Annotated in this window: 14 protein-coding genes; 4 read left to right on the top strand and 10 right to left on the bottom strand. The window is 39.8% G+C overall.

The window, feature by feature from the left end:
- Window positions 1-52: 52 nt before the first annotated feature.
- The 3 genes from sufC to SJY45_RS13730 form a co-directional block, all read right to left on the bottom strand.
- Window positions 53-805 (bottom strand): Fe-S cluster assembly ATPase SufC, encoded by a 753-nt coding sequence (sufC, locus tag SJY45_RS13740; RefSeq protein ID WP_215436495.1) that lies wholly within the window; start codon window positions 803-805, stop codon window positions 53-55.
- 49 nt (window positions 806-854) lie between these two features.
- Window positions 855-2,300, bottom strand: a complete 1,446-nt coding sequence (gene sufB, locus SJY45_RS13735) for a Fe-S cluster assembly protein SufB (protein ID WP_215913352.1) — start codon at window positions 2,298-2,300, stop codon at window positions 855-857.
- A gap of 62 nt (window positions 2,301-2,362) precedes the next feature.
- The gene (locus tag SJY45_RS13730; protein WP_215436501.1) at window positions 2,363-2,692 is read right to left on the bottom strand and encodes an iron-sulfur cluster assembly accessory protein; all 330 of its coding nucleotides are present in this window, start codon (window positions 2,690-2,692) and stop codon (window positions 2,363-2,365) included.
- A gap of 323 nt (window positions 2,693-3,015) precedes the next feature.
- Here SJY45_RS13730 and thiL point away from each other — a divergent pair, with 323 nt between their 5' ends.
- Window positions 3,016-4,065: a thiamine-phosphate kinase gene (gene thiL / locus SJY45_RS13725; protein ID WP_215913353.1), complete on the top strand. Its 1,050-nt coding sequence runs from the start codon at window positions 3,016-3,018 to the stop codon at window positions 4,063-4,065.
- A gap of 9 nt (window positions 4,066-4,074) precedes the next feature.
- Window positions 4,075-5,112, top strand: coding sequence for an alpha/beta fold hydrolase (locus tag SJY45_RS13720; protein WP_400071408.1), 1,038 nt, complete (start codon window positions 4,075-4,077; stop codon window positions 5,110-5,112).
- 196 nt (window positions 5,113-5,308) lie between these two features.
- Here SJY45_RS13720 and SJY45_RS13715 read toward each other — a convergent pair whose 3' ends face one another.
- Window positions 5,309-5,527, bottom strand: coding sequence for a hypothetical protein (locus tag SJY45_RS13715; RefSeq protein ID WP_038236978.1), 219 nt, complete (start codon window positions 5,525-5,527; stop codon window positions 5,309-5,311).
- A gap of 382 nt (window positions 5,528-5,909) precedes the next feature.
- Here SJY45_RS13715 and brnQ point away from each other — a divergent pair, with 382 nt between their 5' ends.
- Entirely contained in the window at window positions 5,910-7,190 is a 1,281-nt protein-coding gene (gene brnQ / locus SJY45_RS13710; RefSeq protein WP_400071406.1) for a branched-chain amino acid transport system II carrier protein, read from the top strand.
- A gap of 27 nt (window positions 7,191-7,217) precedes the next feature.
- Here the strand turns inward: brnQ and SJY45_RS13705 are convergent, their stop codons facing one another.
- Complete coding sequence (locus tag SJY45_RS13705; RefSeq protein WP_400071404.1) at window positions 7,218-8,510, bottom strand: aminopeptidase P family protein; 1,293 nt, start codon at window positions 8,508-8,510, stop codon at window positions 7,218-7,220.
- Window positions 8,511-8,877: 367 nt separating this feature from the next.
- Here SJY45_RS13705 and SJY45_RS13700 point away from each other — a divergent pair, with 367 nt between their 5' ends.
- A complete protein-coding gene (locus SJY45_RS13700) occupies window positions 8,878-11,742 on the top strand; it encodes a VPS10 domain-containing protein (RefSeq protein ID WP_400071402.1) in 2,865 nt (954 codons plus the stop codon).
- Window positions 11,743-12,130: 388 nt separating this feature from the next.
- On the opposite strand, the gene SJY45_RS13695 is transcribed toward SJY45_RS13700, so the two are convergent.
- The 5 genes from SJY45_RS13695 to SJY45_RS13675 form a co-directional block, all read right to left on the bottom strand.
- Window positions 12,131-12,676, bottom strand: a complete 546-nt coding sequence (locus tag SJY45_RS13695) for a type 1 glutamine amidotransferase domain-containing protein (RefSeq protein ID WP_289037952.1) — start codon at window positions 12,674-12,676, stop codon at window positions 12,131-12,133.
- Between the two features lie 92 nt (window positions 12,677-12,768).
- Complete coding sequence (locus SJY45_RS13690; protein WP_215913359.1) at window positions 12,769-13,239, bottom strand: very short patch repair endonuclease; 471 nt, start codon at window positions 13,237-13,239, stop codon at window positions 12,769-12,771.
- 88 nt (window positions 13,240-13,327) lie between these two features.
- Window positions 13,328-14,074 (bottom strand): succinate dehydrogenase/fumarate reductase iron-sulfur subunit, encoded by a 747-nt coding sequence (locus SJY45_RS13685; RefSeq protein ID WP_215436524.1) that lies wholly within the window; start codon window positions 14,072-14,074, stop codon window positions 13,328-13,330.
- A gap of 6 nt (window positions 14,075-14,080) precedes the next feature.
- Window positions 14,081-16,084: a fumarate reductase/succinate dehydrogenase flavoprotein subunit gene (locus tag SJY45_RS13680; protein ID WP_289037948.1), complete on the bottom strand. Its 2,004-nt coding sequence runs from the start codon at window positions 16,082-16,084 to the stop codon at window positions 14,081-14,083.
- 2 nt (window positions 16,085-16,086) lie between these two features.
- Window positions 16,087-16,755 (bottom strand): succinate dehydrogenase cytochrome b subunit, encoded by a 669-nt coding sequence (locus tag SJY45_RS13675; RefSeq protein ID WP_289037946.1) that lies wholly within the window; start codon window positions 16,753-16,755, stop codon window positions 16,087-16,089.
- Window positions 16,756-16,757: the final 2 nt, after the last annotated feature.

Raw genomic sequence — 16,757 nt, 5'->3', positions numbered from 1 at the left:
GATTACAAAGCTTTTAATGCTTTATACCAATAACTCTGTACTTCGTACTATTTTAAACGGCAGTCTCCTGCTTTAACCAATCGTATCCTTTTTCTTCTAACTCCAAAGCCAATTCTTTTCCGCCGGACTTTACAATTTTACCATTGTGCAATACATGAACAAAATCAGGAACAATATAATCCAACAATCGCTGGTAGTGGGTTATCACGATTACCGCATTGTCCTTGCTCTTAAGCTTGTTAACACCATTAGCAACAATACGTAAGGCATCAATATCCAAACCGGAATCCGTTTCATCCAAAATGGCCAACTTAGGCTCTAACATTGCCATTTGAAAAATTTCATTTCTCTTCTTTTCCCCACCGGAAAAACCTTCATTTAATGAACGAGATAAGAATTTACGGTCTATTTCCAATAATTCCGATTTCTCACGAATCAACTTCAACATATCCTTGGCCGGCATATCTTCAAGACCTTTGGCCTTTCTAGATTCATTAATGGCCGTCTTCATAAAATTGGTTACGGAAACACCTGGTATTTCAACTGGATACTGAAAAGACAAGAACACCCCTTTGTGAGCGCGTTCTTCCGGAGAAGCATCTTCTAAATCTTCACCCTCCAAGGAAACGCTACCTTCAGTAACCTCAAATTCTTCCTTACCTGCAATTACAGATGCCAAGGTACTTTTACCTGAACCGTTGGGGCCCATTATGGCATGAACCTCACCAGCTTTTACCTCTAGGTTAATACCTCTTAATATTTCTTTGTCCTCTACACTAGCGTGTAAATTTTCGATTTTAAGCATTTTGCGAATCTTATTTATTAATCAAAACTATAAACTGCATTTGGCAAGATTAACCTACCGAGCCTTCTAAACTAATTTCCAATAATTTTTGCGCCTCAACGGCAAATTCCATAGGCAATTTGTTCAGAACTTCCTTACTGAACCCGTTTACGATCAAGGCAATAGCCTTTTCAGTATCTATACCTCTTTGGTTACAGTAGAAAATTTGGTCTTCCCCAATTTTACTCGTAGTTGCCTCATGCTCTATCTGCGCACTTTTGTTCTTGGCTTCTATATATGGGAATGTGTGGGCCCCACATTCGTTACCCATTAAGAGGGAATCGCACTGAGAAAAGTTACGTGCATTTTCTGCACGGCTGTTCACCTGAACTAGACCCCTATAACTGTTCTGCGATTTTCCTGCGGATATACCTTTGGATATAATGGTACTACGGGTATTTTTACCTAAATGCACCATTTTTGTACCAGTATCTGCCTGCTGATAATTATTGGTTACAGCAATGGAGTAAAACTCACCTATTGAATTGTCCCCTTTTAATATACAAGAAGGATATTTCCAAGTAACGGCCGAACCTGTTTCTACCTGTGTCCAAGAAATCTTTGCATTTTTCTCGCACAAACCTCTTTTGGTAACGAAGTTATAAACCCCACCTTTTCCTTCTTTGTTCCCTGGGAACCAGTTTTGTACCGTTGAGTATTTTATTTCGGCGTCGTCTAAAGCAATAAGCTCAACAACAGCGGCATGTAACTGATTTTCATCTCTTGATGGCGCCGTACAACCCTCCAAATAGCTTACGTAACTATCCTCATCTGCAATTACAAGCGTTCTTTCGAACTGACCTGTACCCGCTTGGTTGATTCTGAAGTAGGTGGATAGTTCCATTGGGCAACGAACACCTTTTGGAATGTAGCAGAAACTACCGTCTGAAAAAACAGCTGAGTTTAAAGCCGCATAAAAATTATCTTTCTGCGGAACTACCGATCCCAAATATTTTTTAACCAGCTCCGGATGCTCTTTTATAGCTTCGGAAATAGAACAAAAAATGATTCCTTTTTCTGCTAGTGTCTTTTGGAAAGTAGTAGCAACGGAAACTGAATCCATTACAATATCTACAGCAACGTTTTGTAGTTTCTTTTGCTCGTCTACAGAAATACCCAATTTCTTGTACATTTCCAACAACTCCGGATCCACATCATCCAATGTTTTATTAGGGTCCGCTTTTACAGGTGCGGAATAATAACTTATTGCTTGAAAATCCGGTTTAGTGTAATGCACATTCGCCCATTCCGGCTCCTCCATCTCCTTCCAAATCTTGAAAGCCTCTAAACGCCAAAGGGTCATCCACTCTGGTTCTTCTTTCTTTTTCGAAATGGCGATAACGATTTCCTCGTTCAATCCATTCGGGAAAGTATCGGACTTAATATCCGTATAGAAACCGTACTCGTACTCCTTGGTTTCGAGTTCCTTTTTTAGTTCTTCTTCTGTATATGCCATTTTTTCCTTTTATACCAACTACACTAGGTAATTGAATAATTAGTTCTTTTACTATTTTCCGTTTATAACGAAAAACTTTCTCCGCAACCACAGGTGCGTTGTGCGTTAGGGTTGTTGAAAACAAACCCCTTTCCGTTCAATCCGCCGGAATAGTCTAGCGTTGTACCCACTAGGTAAAGAAAACTTTTTTTATCTACAATAATGCGCACATCGTTATCTTCAAAAACCTTGTCGGTTTCTTCTTTCTTCTTGTCAAAATCGAGTTCATACGATAAGCCGCTACACCCACCACTCTTAACACCTACGCGAACAAAGTCCGTTGAGGCATCAAAACCTCCCTCGGTCATTAAGTCTATGACTTTCTTTTTCGCAGTCTCAGATACTTGAATCATAAGCATTTGGATTTAATCTAAATAGTTTACAAATATACGGTATTAGTAGGGTTTTACCATAAGAACTAACATTATTATAACGCATATTGCAATAAGCTTTTTCTATTGATGTCCCAATCTTATTCAATTAATAAAAAGCAGAGGTATGTATTTGGAAAAATCTTTATCAAAAATTGAGTCAAAGGAGAATTTCACTGATATTTCCGTAAAAAAAGAGTGTTTTATGTGGCTGTATAAACCCGGATTTAACCTGTATACAATTTTGTTTTCCTCCATTCATTAAAAATTAAGGCTATCAAAATTATCATTCTTACTTTTGCAAAATGTTAGAAGATAAAAATCAAGAACGCACGTCCCTGGAAAAACTTGGTGAATTTGGACTTATAGACCATTTGACCAAAAATTTTGAAATCACCCACAATTCCACCATTAAAGGTGTTGGAGATGATGCCGCTGTAATTGACCATAAGGATAAAACCGTCTTAACAACCGATTTACTGATAGAAGGGGTACATTTTGACCTCAGCTATATGCCTTTAAAACATTTGGGTTACAAAGCGGTGATGGTAAACTTATCCGATGTGTATGCCATGAATGCAACGGCTACCCAAATAACCGTTTCATTGGCCGTTTCTAACCGTTTCCCGTTAGAGGCACTAGAAGAACTATATGCCGGTATTGCCCTTGCTGCAAAGATTTTTAATGTAGACCTTATAGGAGGAGATACCACATCTTCTACCTCAGGAATGCTTATTAGTATTACCGCGTTAGGCGAGGCAAAAGAAGAGGAACTCACATATCGTGATGGGGCAAAAGAAAATGACCTTTTAGTTGTTAGCGGAGATTTAGGTGCTGCCTATATGGGTCTTCAGGTATTAGATCGTGAAAAAGAGGTTTTTAAGGTGAATCCTAATAATCAACCTGATTTATCGCCCTATTCATACATTGTTGAAAGACAATTAAAACCCGAAGCTAGAAAAGACATTGTTGAACTTTTAAAAAAGTTAGAGGTAAGGCCTACCGCAATGATCGATATAAGTGACGGACTTTCATCCGAAATTCTTCATCTCTGCAAAAACAGTAAAATAGGTTGTAATCTGTTTGAAGAAAAAATTCCGTTAGATCCTACCGTGATTTCCGCTTGTGAGGAATTTAATGTAGATAGCACCATGGTAGCTCTAAGTGGAGGGGAAGACTATGAACTTCTTTTTACTATTTCACAGAATGATTTTGAAAAAATAAAAGGAAATCCCAATTTAACGGTAATTGGTCATATGACCCATGAGAGTGAAGGTGCCCATTTAGTCACAAGAGGCAATACCAAAATTGAATTGACCGCCCAAGGGTGGAATTCATTCAAATCAAAGGACTAAATCACTTCTATGAAAAAGCGTAATAGGTGTAGGTATTGGGTAACTAGGTTTTTCGTTTTGGCCCTAATTACCTTCCTATTTTATGCCTGTGCGTCCGTTCCCAAATTATCCAATGAGACGGAATCACTGATAAAAACGGTTATTCACGAACCTTTGCCCGAAATGGTTAAGGGTAAAATAGGATTTGCCATTTCTGACGGTTGGAAAATTTGGTACGAGCATATCCCAGCTACAAACCCTAAAAAAGGGACTATTTTATTGGTAATGGGTGCTGCCAACGACGCCCTCACGTGGCCTCCGAGTTTTATTTCAAAATTTAATAAAGCCGGTTATGATGTTATACGCTATGACCATAGAGGAACAGGTCTCACCCAGCGTCTAAAAAAAACGGACAAGGAGTATACTCTTGCCAATATGGCCAATGACCCCATTGCAATTCTTGATAGTTTACATATTGAAAAGGCCCATATTCTTGGCGTATCCATGGGTGGTATGATATCTCAAATTGCGGTAATTCAACAAGAAAACCGATTTAAAAGTCTAACTTCTATTATGTCTTCCGCAGATTTGTTCGATTCTACTCTGCCCACACCATCTCCGGAAGTTCTTCCAAAAATGATAAGCGCCGTATTAAAATATGGTGTTTTTGGCGGAAAAAAAGCTCAAATGAAACTTCAGTTTGTTCAGAAAAGAATTTTAATGGGAGAGGCCACAGGCCCTATAGCCAGCAAACCCCTAGCGGAAGCTGCTCTTTATAATATTGAAAGGCGGGATGGCTTTCATTTTATTGCGGGAAGACAACATCAAAAAGCGATTGAGACCGCTGAACCAAGATATAATGGCCTATCAAAATTAAAATTGCCTGTGCTTGTCGTTCACGGTAAACAAGACCCTGTTATACCTATTGAACATGGAAGAAAAATGGCAAAGGTAATTCCAAAAGCAGATAGTTTATGGGTAGATAATATGGGGCATGATTTACCCGATGCAAAAATTGACCTCATAAGCGCTAAAATTCTAAAAAAAATAGAAGAAAACAACTTATAAGTTGCTGTAATATAGATTATTACAAACTATCTAGAGAGGTTTAAAAACAAAAAATTCCCGAAAAAAAAGGACATACCTAACTTATACTGTTGTGGGGCGAACGACAGTGGAGAACGAGGCTGTTTCCTAAATTTCCGGAAATAAGTTTAAAATCCCGATGCCAATAACGGTTCAGGATTTCGGTGCCAAAGCATAGTTAAGCGGCATGCTCTGCTGCCCTATGTCTTTTCTGAAATATATTTTCTAAAGTTTTATTAATATCCTGCAGTTCCGGAGTAAGCGTTGAAAGGTTTCCACTTACGTCTGTTGTAACTTGTTTTCCACAATGGATACATTTGTACTCTTTAATGTGGAGGGTCACTTTTTTTGACACCGTGTAGTGATGCCCGAATAAACTGCAAAAAAACTTCTTCATGGTTGTAGGTTTAAAACGCATCATCGGCTTTTGGGAAGCCGCTTACTGCAAATTTGGGTCTATACTTTTTAGTGATTTTAGGCACTCTTTCTACTTGAACGCTACCATATCTTTTTTTATTGGGCAAGGTCTTACGATTGTGCCGTTTTTTCGATGAAATACATTTTATTCGATGAACAACACCTTAATATCGGCTTCCCGCACATTTGTTATCAGGTGAATTTACGGTATCTTTCAGCGATTTTATGTTAGAACAACTACATCTTGTTTTTTAGCTTGCCGTTCGTCGATCTCGATGAATGACCATCTAAATTTTCGATGAAGTACAACAATCCAATAGACAAATAGAAATGGTTCATCTTTGTATTTCTAATTACGTTTTATGCTAACAAAGGAAACTAGAGAGGTACTGGTTACCGCTTTTGCATTGTTCTCATTATTCTTTGGGGCCGGTAACCTCATACTACCTCCCCTTCTAGGCAACAAAGCCGGAGATCTATGGTGGTTGGTGGCTTTGGGGTTTTGTGCTTCCGCGGTACTCATTCCCATTATGGGCATTATGGCACATGCCAAATTACAGGGTACAATTTTTGACTTTGGGAAAAAAGTTTCACCCGCTTTTAGTCTCATCTACTCTTTACTTATCTACACGATTTCTATAAGTTTGCCCTCACCACGTACGGCAGCGGTTACGCATGAGATGGCCATTCAGCCCTTTTTTGATTCACCTCCGCTGTTAACCAGTATTATATATTTTGCGCTTGTTTTTGTATTTGTCATTAACCGTTCTCAAATACTGAATATTTTAGGAAAGCTTTTGACCCCAGCTATCATCTTGATTTTGTTCCTTATAATAGGTACGGCTATATTTTCCTATGATTTCACTTTTAGCGATACTGTATTTCAGAATCCGTTTTCAGATGGCATTCTTGAAGGTTACCAAACTTTTGATGCCATAGGCGCGGTTGTGGTGGGTGGCGTAATTATTATTTCAATCAACCTGAAGAAAAAAGATGCTACTTACGAAGAAAAGAAAGTTCTGATCAGACGTTCGGGGTGGTTAGCCGGACTAAGTCTGCTACTTATTTACACCGGACTCATCATTACAGGTGCTTTGATGCACGGCGAATTCAATGTAGATATTTCACGTACGGCCTTACTTAGTGGCATTAGCACCAAAACCTTGGGTAATACCGCCAATCTATTTTTGAGCATTCTGGTAAGCCTAGCCTGTTTTACCACCGCAGTGGGAATTGTAACCGGTACGGCAGATTTTATAAAATACAGGTTTCACGATTCACAGGCCGTATATTTAACTACCGCCATACTGGGTTGTGTTTTAGGTGTGGTCATGGGCCAGTTTAATGTGGGGTACATTATTGCCATTGCACTGCCCGCACTAATGTTCATATACCCTATTACCATTGTGCTTATTCTTTTAAATATAGTGCCGGAAAAGTTTGCTTCTGAAAAAGTGTTCAGAGCAGTGGTTTTACTTACCGTAATTTTCAGTGTTCCGGATTTTTTGGGAAGTATTGGTTTTACCGAAGCCTTATCCGATGTTCAAGGGTATATTCCTTTAAGTGGATATAGCCTGGGATGGGTATTGCCGGCAGGGGTGGCTTTTATAATGGTCAATCTTCTAGATAAATCACGGACATAAAACCACCCCTGTCAACTAATACATATTTTACTTATTCATCAACTCTTCAATCTCCTCTACTTCAATAGGTATATTGGCCATTAGGTTAAACGGTTCTCCCTTTTCTTGGATGACCACATCATCTTCTATGCGGATTCCCATTTTTTCCTCTGGGATGTAGATGCCGGGCTCCACGGTAAAGACCATATTGGCTTCCATTGGTTGCTTCAGTTCTCCATAATCATGTGTATTCAATCCAATATGGTGACTGGTGCCGTGCATGAAGTACTTTTTATAGGCGGGCCAGTCTTTATTTTCATTCTGAACATCGGCTTTATCCAATAGTCCCAAGCCTAAAAGTTCGGAAGTCATCAGTTTTCCACACTCTACATGATAGTCCGCCCAAATTGTACCCGGCACAAGCATTTTAGTAGCCTCGTTCTTTACGCGCAGAACAGCTTCGTACACTTCTTTTTGACGAGGGGTAAATTTTCCGTTAACGGGAATTGTTCTAGTCAGGTCTGAAGAATAATTGGCATATTCCGCCGCGGTATCCATCAAAATTAAATCGCCACTTTTACACTGTTGGTTGTTTTCAACATAATGTAGAACATTGGCATTATTACCCGACGCAATTATGGGCGAATATGCAAAACCCTTAGAACGGTTGCGAATGAATTCATGCAATAGTTCCGCCTCTATCTCATACTCCCAAACACCGGGCTTTGTAAAGCTCAACACACGACGGAACCCCTTATCCGTAATATTACAGGCCGTCTGCATCAGTTCTATTTCTTCGGGTTCTTTTATACCTCTTATCTTTTGTAAAATTGGATTGCTCTTAGCTACCTTATGTGCAGGGAACTTTTGTTTACAATCAATTATAAAGCGGTCCTCACGGGTTTGGGTTTCAACCGCTTGTCTGTAGTGCTCATTGGTATTGAAGTAGATGGTATCTGCCTCGGTCATCAAATCAAAAAATACCTTGTCAAAATTCTGTAACCAATAAATGGTTTCAATTCCCGAGACTTCCGTAGCTTTCTCTTTCGTTAGTTTTTCTCCTTCCCAAACGGCAATATGGGCATTGGTTTCCCTTACGAAAAGTATTTCACGATGTTTCTTGGAAAGTGCGTCCGGGAAAAGAACCAATATCGTTTCTTCCTGATCTGCACCACTTAAATAAAATAGGTCCCTATGCTGCTCAAAAGGCAAGGTGCTATCCGCACCTATTGGGTAAATATCATTAGAGTTAAAAACAGCAATACTTTTAGGTTGCATTGCGGCCATAAACTTCTTTCTGTTTTTAATAAAAAGACTACTCTTTATTTGATTGTACTTCATATCAATTTTTGAATTTTATCAAAATTAATGATTTACAAGAACCCACAAATGGTAAGACCCCAAAGGTTTGTTAAAACCTTTGGGGTCCCTAATTAAAGTTGGTTATGTTACTTGTTCTAAAACCTGTGGTAAACAGGTCAAATATTTTACTGAAAAGGACGTTTAAACTGGTTTTTAGCTTCATCCTCTTGAATAAATTAACAAAAATTTAAGTTAGGACACAACAGAAATTGTAAATTTTAACTGTTTCCTCGTTAACTGTTAGTATATGACGGTTTACTTGTAAGTTTTATCTGTATTTCTTAGGGTTAAGCGCAAATTATAACTCAGTTTTAGTAACTTTCCGTTACGTAGAAAACTGATTATCATGAGACTTTTTGGCCTATCCTTACTCTTGCTTTTTTGGCTTACCGGCAACGCACAAAATATGCCTAGTTCATATGAAGCTGTTCAGCAAGGGCTTCGGCTTAAGAAACAAATGGGTTCCACTTCTTTGGTAAAGAACATCCCTTTAAAAAATATTGGCCCGTCTGTTATGAGCGGCAGGGTTGTTGATCTAGATGTGAATCCTGAAAATCCCATAGAATTTTATGTAGCGTATGCCAGTGGCGGGTTATGGTACACCAACAATAACGGAACTTCTTTTTCTCCTATAATGGATTCCTCGGAAACCCAGAATATTGGTGATATTGCCGTTCACTGGAAAACGGGCACAATTTGGGTGGGAACTGGCGAAAACAACGCCTCTAGATCCTCTTACTCGGGAGTGGGAATTTTAAAATCAATCGATCAGGGAAAAACATGGCAGAATGTTGGGTTAAAAGACTCCCACCACATTGGACGCATTCTTATAAATGAGAACAACCCAAATGAGGTAGTTATAGGTGTTACAGGCCACTTATATTCACCAAATACCGAAAGAGGCGTCTACAAAACTACAGACGGTGGCAAGACATGGAAAAAAACATTGTTCATAAGTGACACGGCCGGGGTAATAGATATTGCTCAGGTACCGGGCAATTTTAATATCCTTTACGCCTCCGCATGGGAAAAAGATAGAAAAGCATGGGATTTTCTTGGCAGCGGAAACGATTCGGGCATTTACAAAAGTAACGATGGTGGAAGTTCATGGACAAAAATCTCAAATGACGGAAGCGGTTTTCCTACCGGATATGGGGTTGGCCGTATTGGGTTGGCCGTATTTGATGAAAACGCGGTGTACGCTTTTCTAGATAATCAGGAACATCGGGAGAAAACTGAAAAGCCCGAAAAAAAATCCAATGAACTGTCAAAAGAAGATTTTAAGTCGATGTCTGAAATCGATTTTCTAAAACTTGATGACAAGAAACTGAACGCCTTTCTAAAAACGAATAATTTTCAGGAAAAATACCGTGCCGAAAATGTGAAACAAATGATTCGCAGCGGAGTAGCTAAACCGGCAGACATCACTAAATACCTAGAAAATGCAAATTCCGCCCTTTTTGACACGCCCGTAATCGGTGCAGAGGTATACCAGAGTAATGATGGAGGAAAATCATGGCAAAAACAGAACGAAGATTATATTGATGGTCTATTGTACAGTTACGGATATTATTTTGGTGAAATACGGGTAGACCCCAATGATGTAAACAAAATATATTTGGGAGGGGTACCCATAATAAAATCCGCAGATGGAGGCAAAACCTACACTTCTATAAACGGTGATAACGTACATGCCGATCACCATGCACTATGGGTCAATCCATATATGCCGGGCCATCTAATAAATGGCAATGACGGTGGTGTTAATATTTCTTATGATGATGGGGAAAACTGGATCAAGAACAACTCGCCCACAGTAGGCCAATTCTATGCGATAAATGTAGATAATCAAGAGCCCTATCATGTATATGGCGGTCTACAGGACAATGGAGTATGGGAAGGCACCCATAATGCAGAGGAAAACAAAAAATGGCACCAAACGGGAGATTACCCGTGGAAATCCCTAATGGGAGGCGACGGTATGCAAATAGAAATAGATAACCGCAACCATAATACCGTCTACACCGGATATCAATTTGGTAATTATTACAGGATTGATAAGAACAGCGGAAAACGATACTATATTCAACCAAAGCATGAATTGGGCGAGGCTCCATACCGGTTTAATTGGCAAACCCCAATTTTGCTTTCACCACACAACCAAGATATTCTTTACTTGGGCAGCAACAAACTTCATCGTTCCATGAATCAAGGAGATAATTGGGAAACGATATCACCAGACCTTACCCACGGTGGAAAACGGGGCAATGTGGCCTACGGAACACTCACTACCTTATCGGAATCGCCTTTCTCCTTTGGCCTTTTGTACGCGGGAAGTGATGACGGACTCGTTCATCTTTCAAAGGATGGAGGAAGCAACTGGGAGAACATTTCAAAAAACATAGATGAAATTCAAACGGATGCCAAGCTTTGGGTGAGCCGTATTGTCGCGTCCAAACATAAAAAAGAGCGTGTATATCTCTGTTTAAACGGTTACAGGTGGGATGATTTTACACCTTATATTTTTAAAAGCGACGACTATGGAAAAACTTGGAAAACCATTGCAACTGGTATTCCTACGGCTGCAGTAAACGTAATTGTTGAAGACCCTGAAAACGAAAACCTTCTTTTTGTTGGAACCGATAATGGTCTGTACGTATCTTTTGATCAAGGGAGTTCTTGGGAGCTTTTTCAAAACGGAATGCCTAATGTGGCCGTTCATGATTTGGTAATTCAACCGGAAGCCAAGCATCTTTTAGTTGGTACGCACGGGCGAAGTATTTATAAAGCAGCTATTTCGGTTCTTCAAAAAATGACTCCTGAACTACTTAAAAAAGAGTTGGTGGTTTTTGGTTTGGAAAATATTAAACACTCTAAAAATTGGGGCAACCCGCCAAGCACTTGGGCAAAAGCTAGCACACCGGGTCTTGATATTACTTTTTATAGTGCTGGAACCAATTCATATGAAGCTGTTATTACCTCTGACCAAGGTGTAATTGTGAGTAAGGCGGAACTAAAAGCGGATAAGGGCCTTAATATACTTTCGTATGATCTAGCCTTTACAGATGCCGGAAAAGCAGCTTTTGAAAAAAAGAGCAAAACAAATCTAGAGACTGCAAAGGACGGAAAAACCTATTTGCCCAAAGGGAAATATACGGTTCAATTAAAAGGTAGCGGAAAACCTTCAGAAGTAACGTTTACTATTGATTGACCCATAACACAGCGAAAAAAAAGAAAGCCCCTTATCGGGGCTTTTCTTTTTAAGTAGGTTTTTAAGCTTTCCGGTGGGGACCGGTATTTTCTATAAGCTTCTGTAGGTTAAGTAGCGGACTTGGGATTCGTTACTTGTTTCGGTTAAGTTCAAGAGTAGATTTGGGGTCATTACTATCACTTAATTACACTGTAAACTTACGGACGATTTCTCATTCGCCTAAATTATTGTTGTGAACTCATCCCAGCCTGTTGTGAAAAATACAAGCGGCTCATTTCACCGATGAAATGCTATAAAGCGCTACTTAAATTTCCTTAAGTCTGAAATAAAAAAAGCCCCTGCAGTTTGCAGAGGCCATATTTTAATCACGGTTAGCTACGCTTTATTCCTATGCGTGCTGTTCTTCGTGTTTACCTTCTTTAATTTCTTCTACCAGTTTTGAATTAAAGGCTGGTAAATCATCAGGATTTCTACTGGTTACAAACCCTTGGTCTACTACTACTTCCTCATCTACCCAGTTCGCTCCAGCGTTTACTAAATCGTCCTTAATAGAATTAAAACTAGTCATTTTACGGCCTTTTACAACGTCTGCACTAATTAGTGTCCAAGCTGCATGACATATGGCTGCTACGGGCTTCTCTTGCTTAAAGAAGTCTCTTACGAAAGTTAATACTTTCTCTTCTCTTCTCAGCTTATCAGGGTTAATAACACCGCCAGGCAACATTAGTGCATTATAGTCTTCCGCAGTTACTTGATCTATGGTTTTATCCACTTTGTATGAGTTAGACCAATTGCCATTGGCCCATCCTTTGATTTCCCCTGATTCCAGACTCACGATATCTACCTTAAAGCCTTCTTTTTCCATGGCTTCTTTGGGTGATTTTAATTCGCTTTCTTCAAATCCATTTGTAGCTAAAATTGCTATCCTCTTCATATGTATAATTTTTTAATTATTATTAATTTATTATACTGCAAGATACCGGTTAATAGCAGTTTACATTGACGGAAAACAAATGGATACTTGCTCTATTGATAAGATTGCAAATGATGGATTACTTCAGTTAAACATCGATCAAGTTCCTTTTTAATTTCGGTTTCCCAAAATCGAAACACCTTATAACCTAAGCGCTCTAACTCTTCATTGACTTCCTCATCCCGCTGAATGTTCCGTTCTATTTTAGCAATCCAAAATTCTCTATTGGTCTTTACCTTTGGTTTTCTTTCCTCCCAGTTGTGGCCATGCCAATATTCACCATCTATAAAAATGACGGTTTTATATTTTTTTAGGACGATATCCGGTTTACCGATCAACTTTTTGTAGTCTATGCGATAGCGGTACCCGGCCGCATAAAGCGCCTTTCTAAATGCCAGTTCCGGTTTTGTGTTCTTGCCCCTGATCTTACTCATGATTTTAGAGCGCTTGGGCGTAGTATAGAAACCCGATTCCTCGTTAAAACGGGGAACTTTAATTCGCTCTTTAGGATAGTCTTTGGGCATAGTTTAAAATAACAAAAAATCCCAAACTCCTAAAATAGGTGCTTGAGATTTTAAATATTATAAAGTGCGTTTAGCACTCGTATATAGGTTATCCTTTTGTAGTAGCGCTTAAATATTCACGGTTCATACGGGCAATGTTCTCTAATGAAATTCCTTTAGGACATTCCACTTCACACGCTCCGGTGTTGGTACAGTTACCAAAACCTTCCAAATCCATTTGGCGTACCATATTTTGAACACGATCAACGGCTTCTACTTGCCCCTGGGGCAACAAAGCAAATTGCGATACTTTTGCCGATGTAAATAACATGGCGCTGGCATTTTTACAAGCTGCTACACATGCTCCACAACCAATACAGGTTGCTGCATCCATTGCTTCATCTGCCGCATGCTTGTTAATAGGAATTGCATTGGCATCTACCGTATTACCTGAAGTATTTACGGAAATATACCCACCAGCCTGTTGAATTCTATCAAAAGAACTTCTATCTACAACCAAATCATTGATAACCGGAAAGGCCGTTGCACGAAATGGCTCAATAACAATAGTATCGCCATCTTTAAACTTACGCATATGCAACTGACATGTAGTTACCAAACGGTCTGGACCATGAGGCTCACCATTTATTTGCAATGAACAAGCACCACAAATTCCTTCACGACAGTCATGGTCAAATTGTACCGGCTCGTCTCCTTTGTTGATCAGTTCTTCATTAAGAACATCCAACATTTCAAGAAAAGACATATCGCCTTCTATACCTTTAATAGGATAGTCTACAAGTTCACCTTTGGACTTAGCATCTTTTTGACGCCATATTTTTAAGTTAAGCTTCATAGCTATTTATTTATAACTTCTTGTCTTCAATTCAATATTCTCGTACACCAACTCCTCTTTATGCAACACGGCATCTTTAGGCTCTCCTTTGTATTCCCAAGCGGAAACAAATTTAAAGTTCTCATCGTCACGTAGCGCTTCACCTTCTGCAGTTTGGTATTCCTCCCTAAAGTGACCTCCACAAGATTCGTTTCTGGTTAGGGCATCTTTAGCGAACAATTCGCCAAGTTCCAAGAAATCTGCAACACGACCCGCTTTTTCAAGCTCTTGGTTCATGCCGTCTGCTTTTCCTGGTATTTTTACATTTGCCCAGAAATCGGCACGTAGTGCAGAAATTTCATCAATGGCAATTTGTAAATCTTTGGCGTTTCTGGCCATACCACACTTATCCCACATGATCTTACCTAATTTCTTATGGTAATAATCTACAGAGTGCTGTCCGCTACCGGACATTAATTTGTTCAACCTTTCTTTAACCGCAGTTTCTGCAGCATCAAACTCCGCCGAATCCGTTGGGATGGCTCCCGTTCTAATATCTTTGGATAGGTAATCTCCAATTGTATAAGGCAATACAAAATAGCCATCTGCAAGACCTTGCATTAATGCAGAAGCCCCTAAACGGTTGGCTCCGTGATCGCTAAAATTAGCTTCACCTGCACAATAACATCCTTCTATAGTGGTCTGTAAGTTATAATCTACCCAAAGACCGCCCATGGTATAGTGAACCGCTGGGTAAATCATCATTGGGGTTTCATACGGATTCTCATCTACGATTTTCTCGTACATCTGAAAAAGGTTTCCGTATTTCGCCTCTATTACTTTTTTACCTAAACGTGTAATTTCCTTATCATCGGCATTTTTAATACCCTGTGTAAGCGCTTCCTCTTTACCGTAACGTTGAATTGCCGAAGCAAAATCCAAATAAACGGCCTCTCCCGTCTTGTTCACTCCAAAACCGGCATCACAACGTTCTTTGGCCGCACGTGAAGCCACGTCACGAGGCACCAAGTTTCCAAAAGCAGGATATCTTCGCTCTAAGTAGTAATCGCGATCTTCTTCTTTAAGCTGAATAGGTTTTAATTTCCCTTCTCTGATCGCAACTGCATCATCAATACGTTTTGGCACCCAAATACGACCGTCATTACGGAGCGACTCGGACATTAACGTTAATTTAGATTGATGGTCACCTGAAACCGGAATACAAGTAGGGTGAATCTGGGTAAAACATGGATTTGCAAAGAACGCTCCTTTACGGTGTGCTCTCCAAGCGGCCATTACGTTACTTCCCATAGCGTTGGTAGATAGGAAGAATACGTTCCCGTAACCTCCGGTAGCCAAAACCACGGCGTGGGCCGAATGACGCTCAATTTCCCCAGTAACTAAGTTACGGGCAATGATACCTCTTGCTTTTCCATCAACAAGTACCAAATCCATCATTTCATGACGGTTGAACGATTGTATTTTACCTCTATTGATTTGTCTGTTCATGGCCGCATAGGCACCTAATAAAAGCTGCTGCCCTGTTTGTCCTTTTGCATAAAACGTACGCGACACCAGAACACCACCAAAAGAACGGTTGTCCAACAATCCACCATATTCTCTTGCAAAAGGAACCCCTTGCGCAACACATTGGTCAATAATATTGGCCGATTCTTCTGCCAAACGATAAACGTTGGCCTCACGAGAACGGTAATCGCCCCCTTTTATAGTATCATAAAAAAGACGGTAGGCACTATCGCCATCACCTTGATAGTTTTTTGCTGCGTTAATACCACCCTGAGCGGCAATAGAGTGCGCTCTACGAGGCGAATCTTGGTAGCAAAATGTTTTTACGTTATAGCCTAACTCTGCTAAAGTAGCAGCGGCAGAACCACCTGCAAGCCCAGTTCCCACTACTATAATATCAATATTACGTTTGTTGGCAGGGTTTACGAGGTTAATATCGTTTTTATGTTGGGTCCATTTAGCGGCCAATGGCCCTTTTGGAACTTTTGAATCCAATATGCCCATAATTAATGTGTTATTGGGTTAAAATGATGGTAAAGAGCGATAAAAATAAATCCTAATGGAATTACTATCGAGTATATTTTAGTGAAAGTCTGAATGCCTGCAGAGTACTTGTTGTTCACCCCTACCGACTGAAAAGACGAAGCAAAACCGTGCCATAAGTGCAATGATAAAAGCACAAATGAAATTACGTAAAGAATAGTTCTCAAGAACGGCTCAAACTTTTCTACGGTTTCCGCATAATAACGTGTTGGGTCTTCAGGATTTACCTCAATGTATTTGTACGCCATTTCGTGTACCCAAAAATCGTACAAGTGCAATCCAAGAAAAGCAAGGACAACCAAACCGGTTACAATCATGTTTCTGGACATCCAGGAAGAATTGGCTCCACCGTTGTACTTCTTGTACTTTACGGCTCTTGCCTTGTTATTCTTTAGTTCAAGCGCAATACCCATAACAAAGTGAACTACTACACCGGCTATAAGTACGGGCTGCAAGATGTACTGCACCAAACCGTTGTAACCCATAAAATGCGACCACTCGTTAAAAGTATCGGGCGCAATTACCGAAGTAATGTTAATGACAAAGTGTTGCAAAAGAAAAAAGACCAAAAAAAGACCCGATAGGGCCATGACCACTTTTCGGGCTATCGAAGATTTTATCAATCCGCTCATTT

This window comes from Zobellia russellii (assembly GCF_044597075.1).
GTDB lineage: Bacteria > Bacteroidota > Bacteroidia > Flavobacteriales > Flavobacteriaceae > Zobellia > Zobellia russellii.
This window is presented reverse-complemented; position numbering and strand designations above follow the sequence as displayed.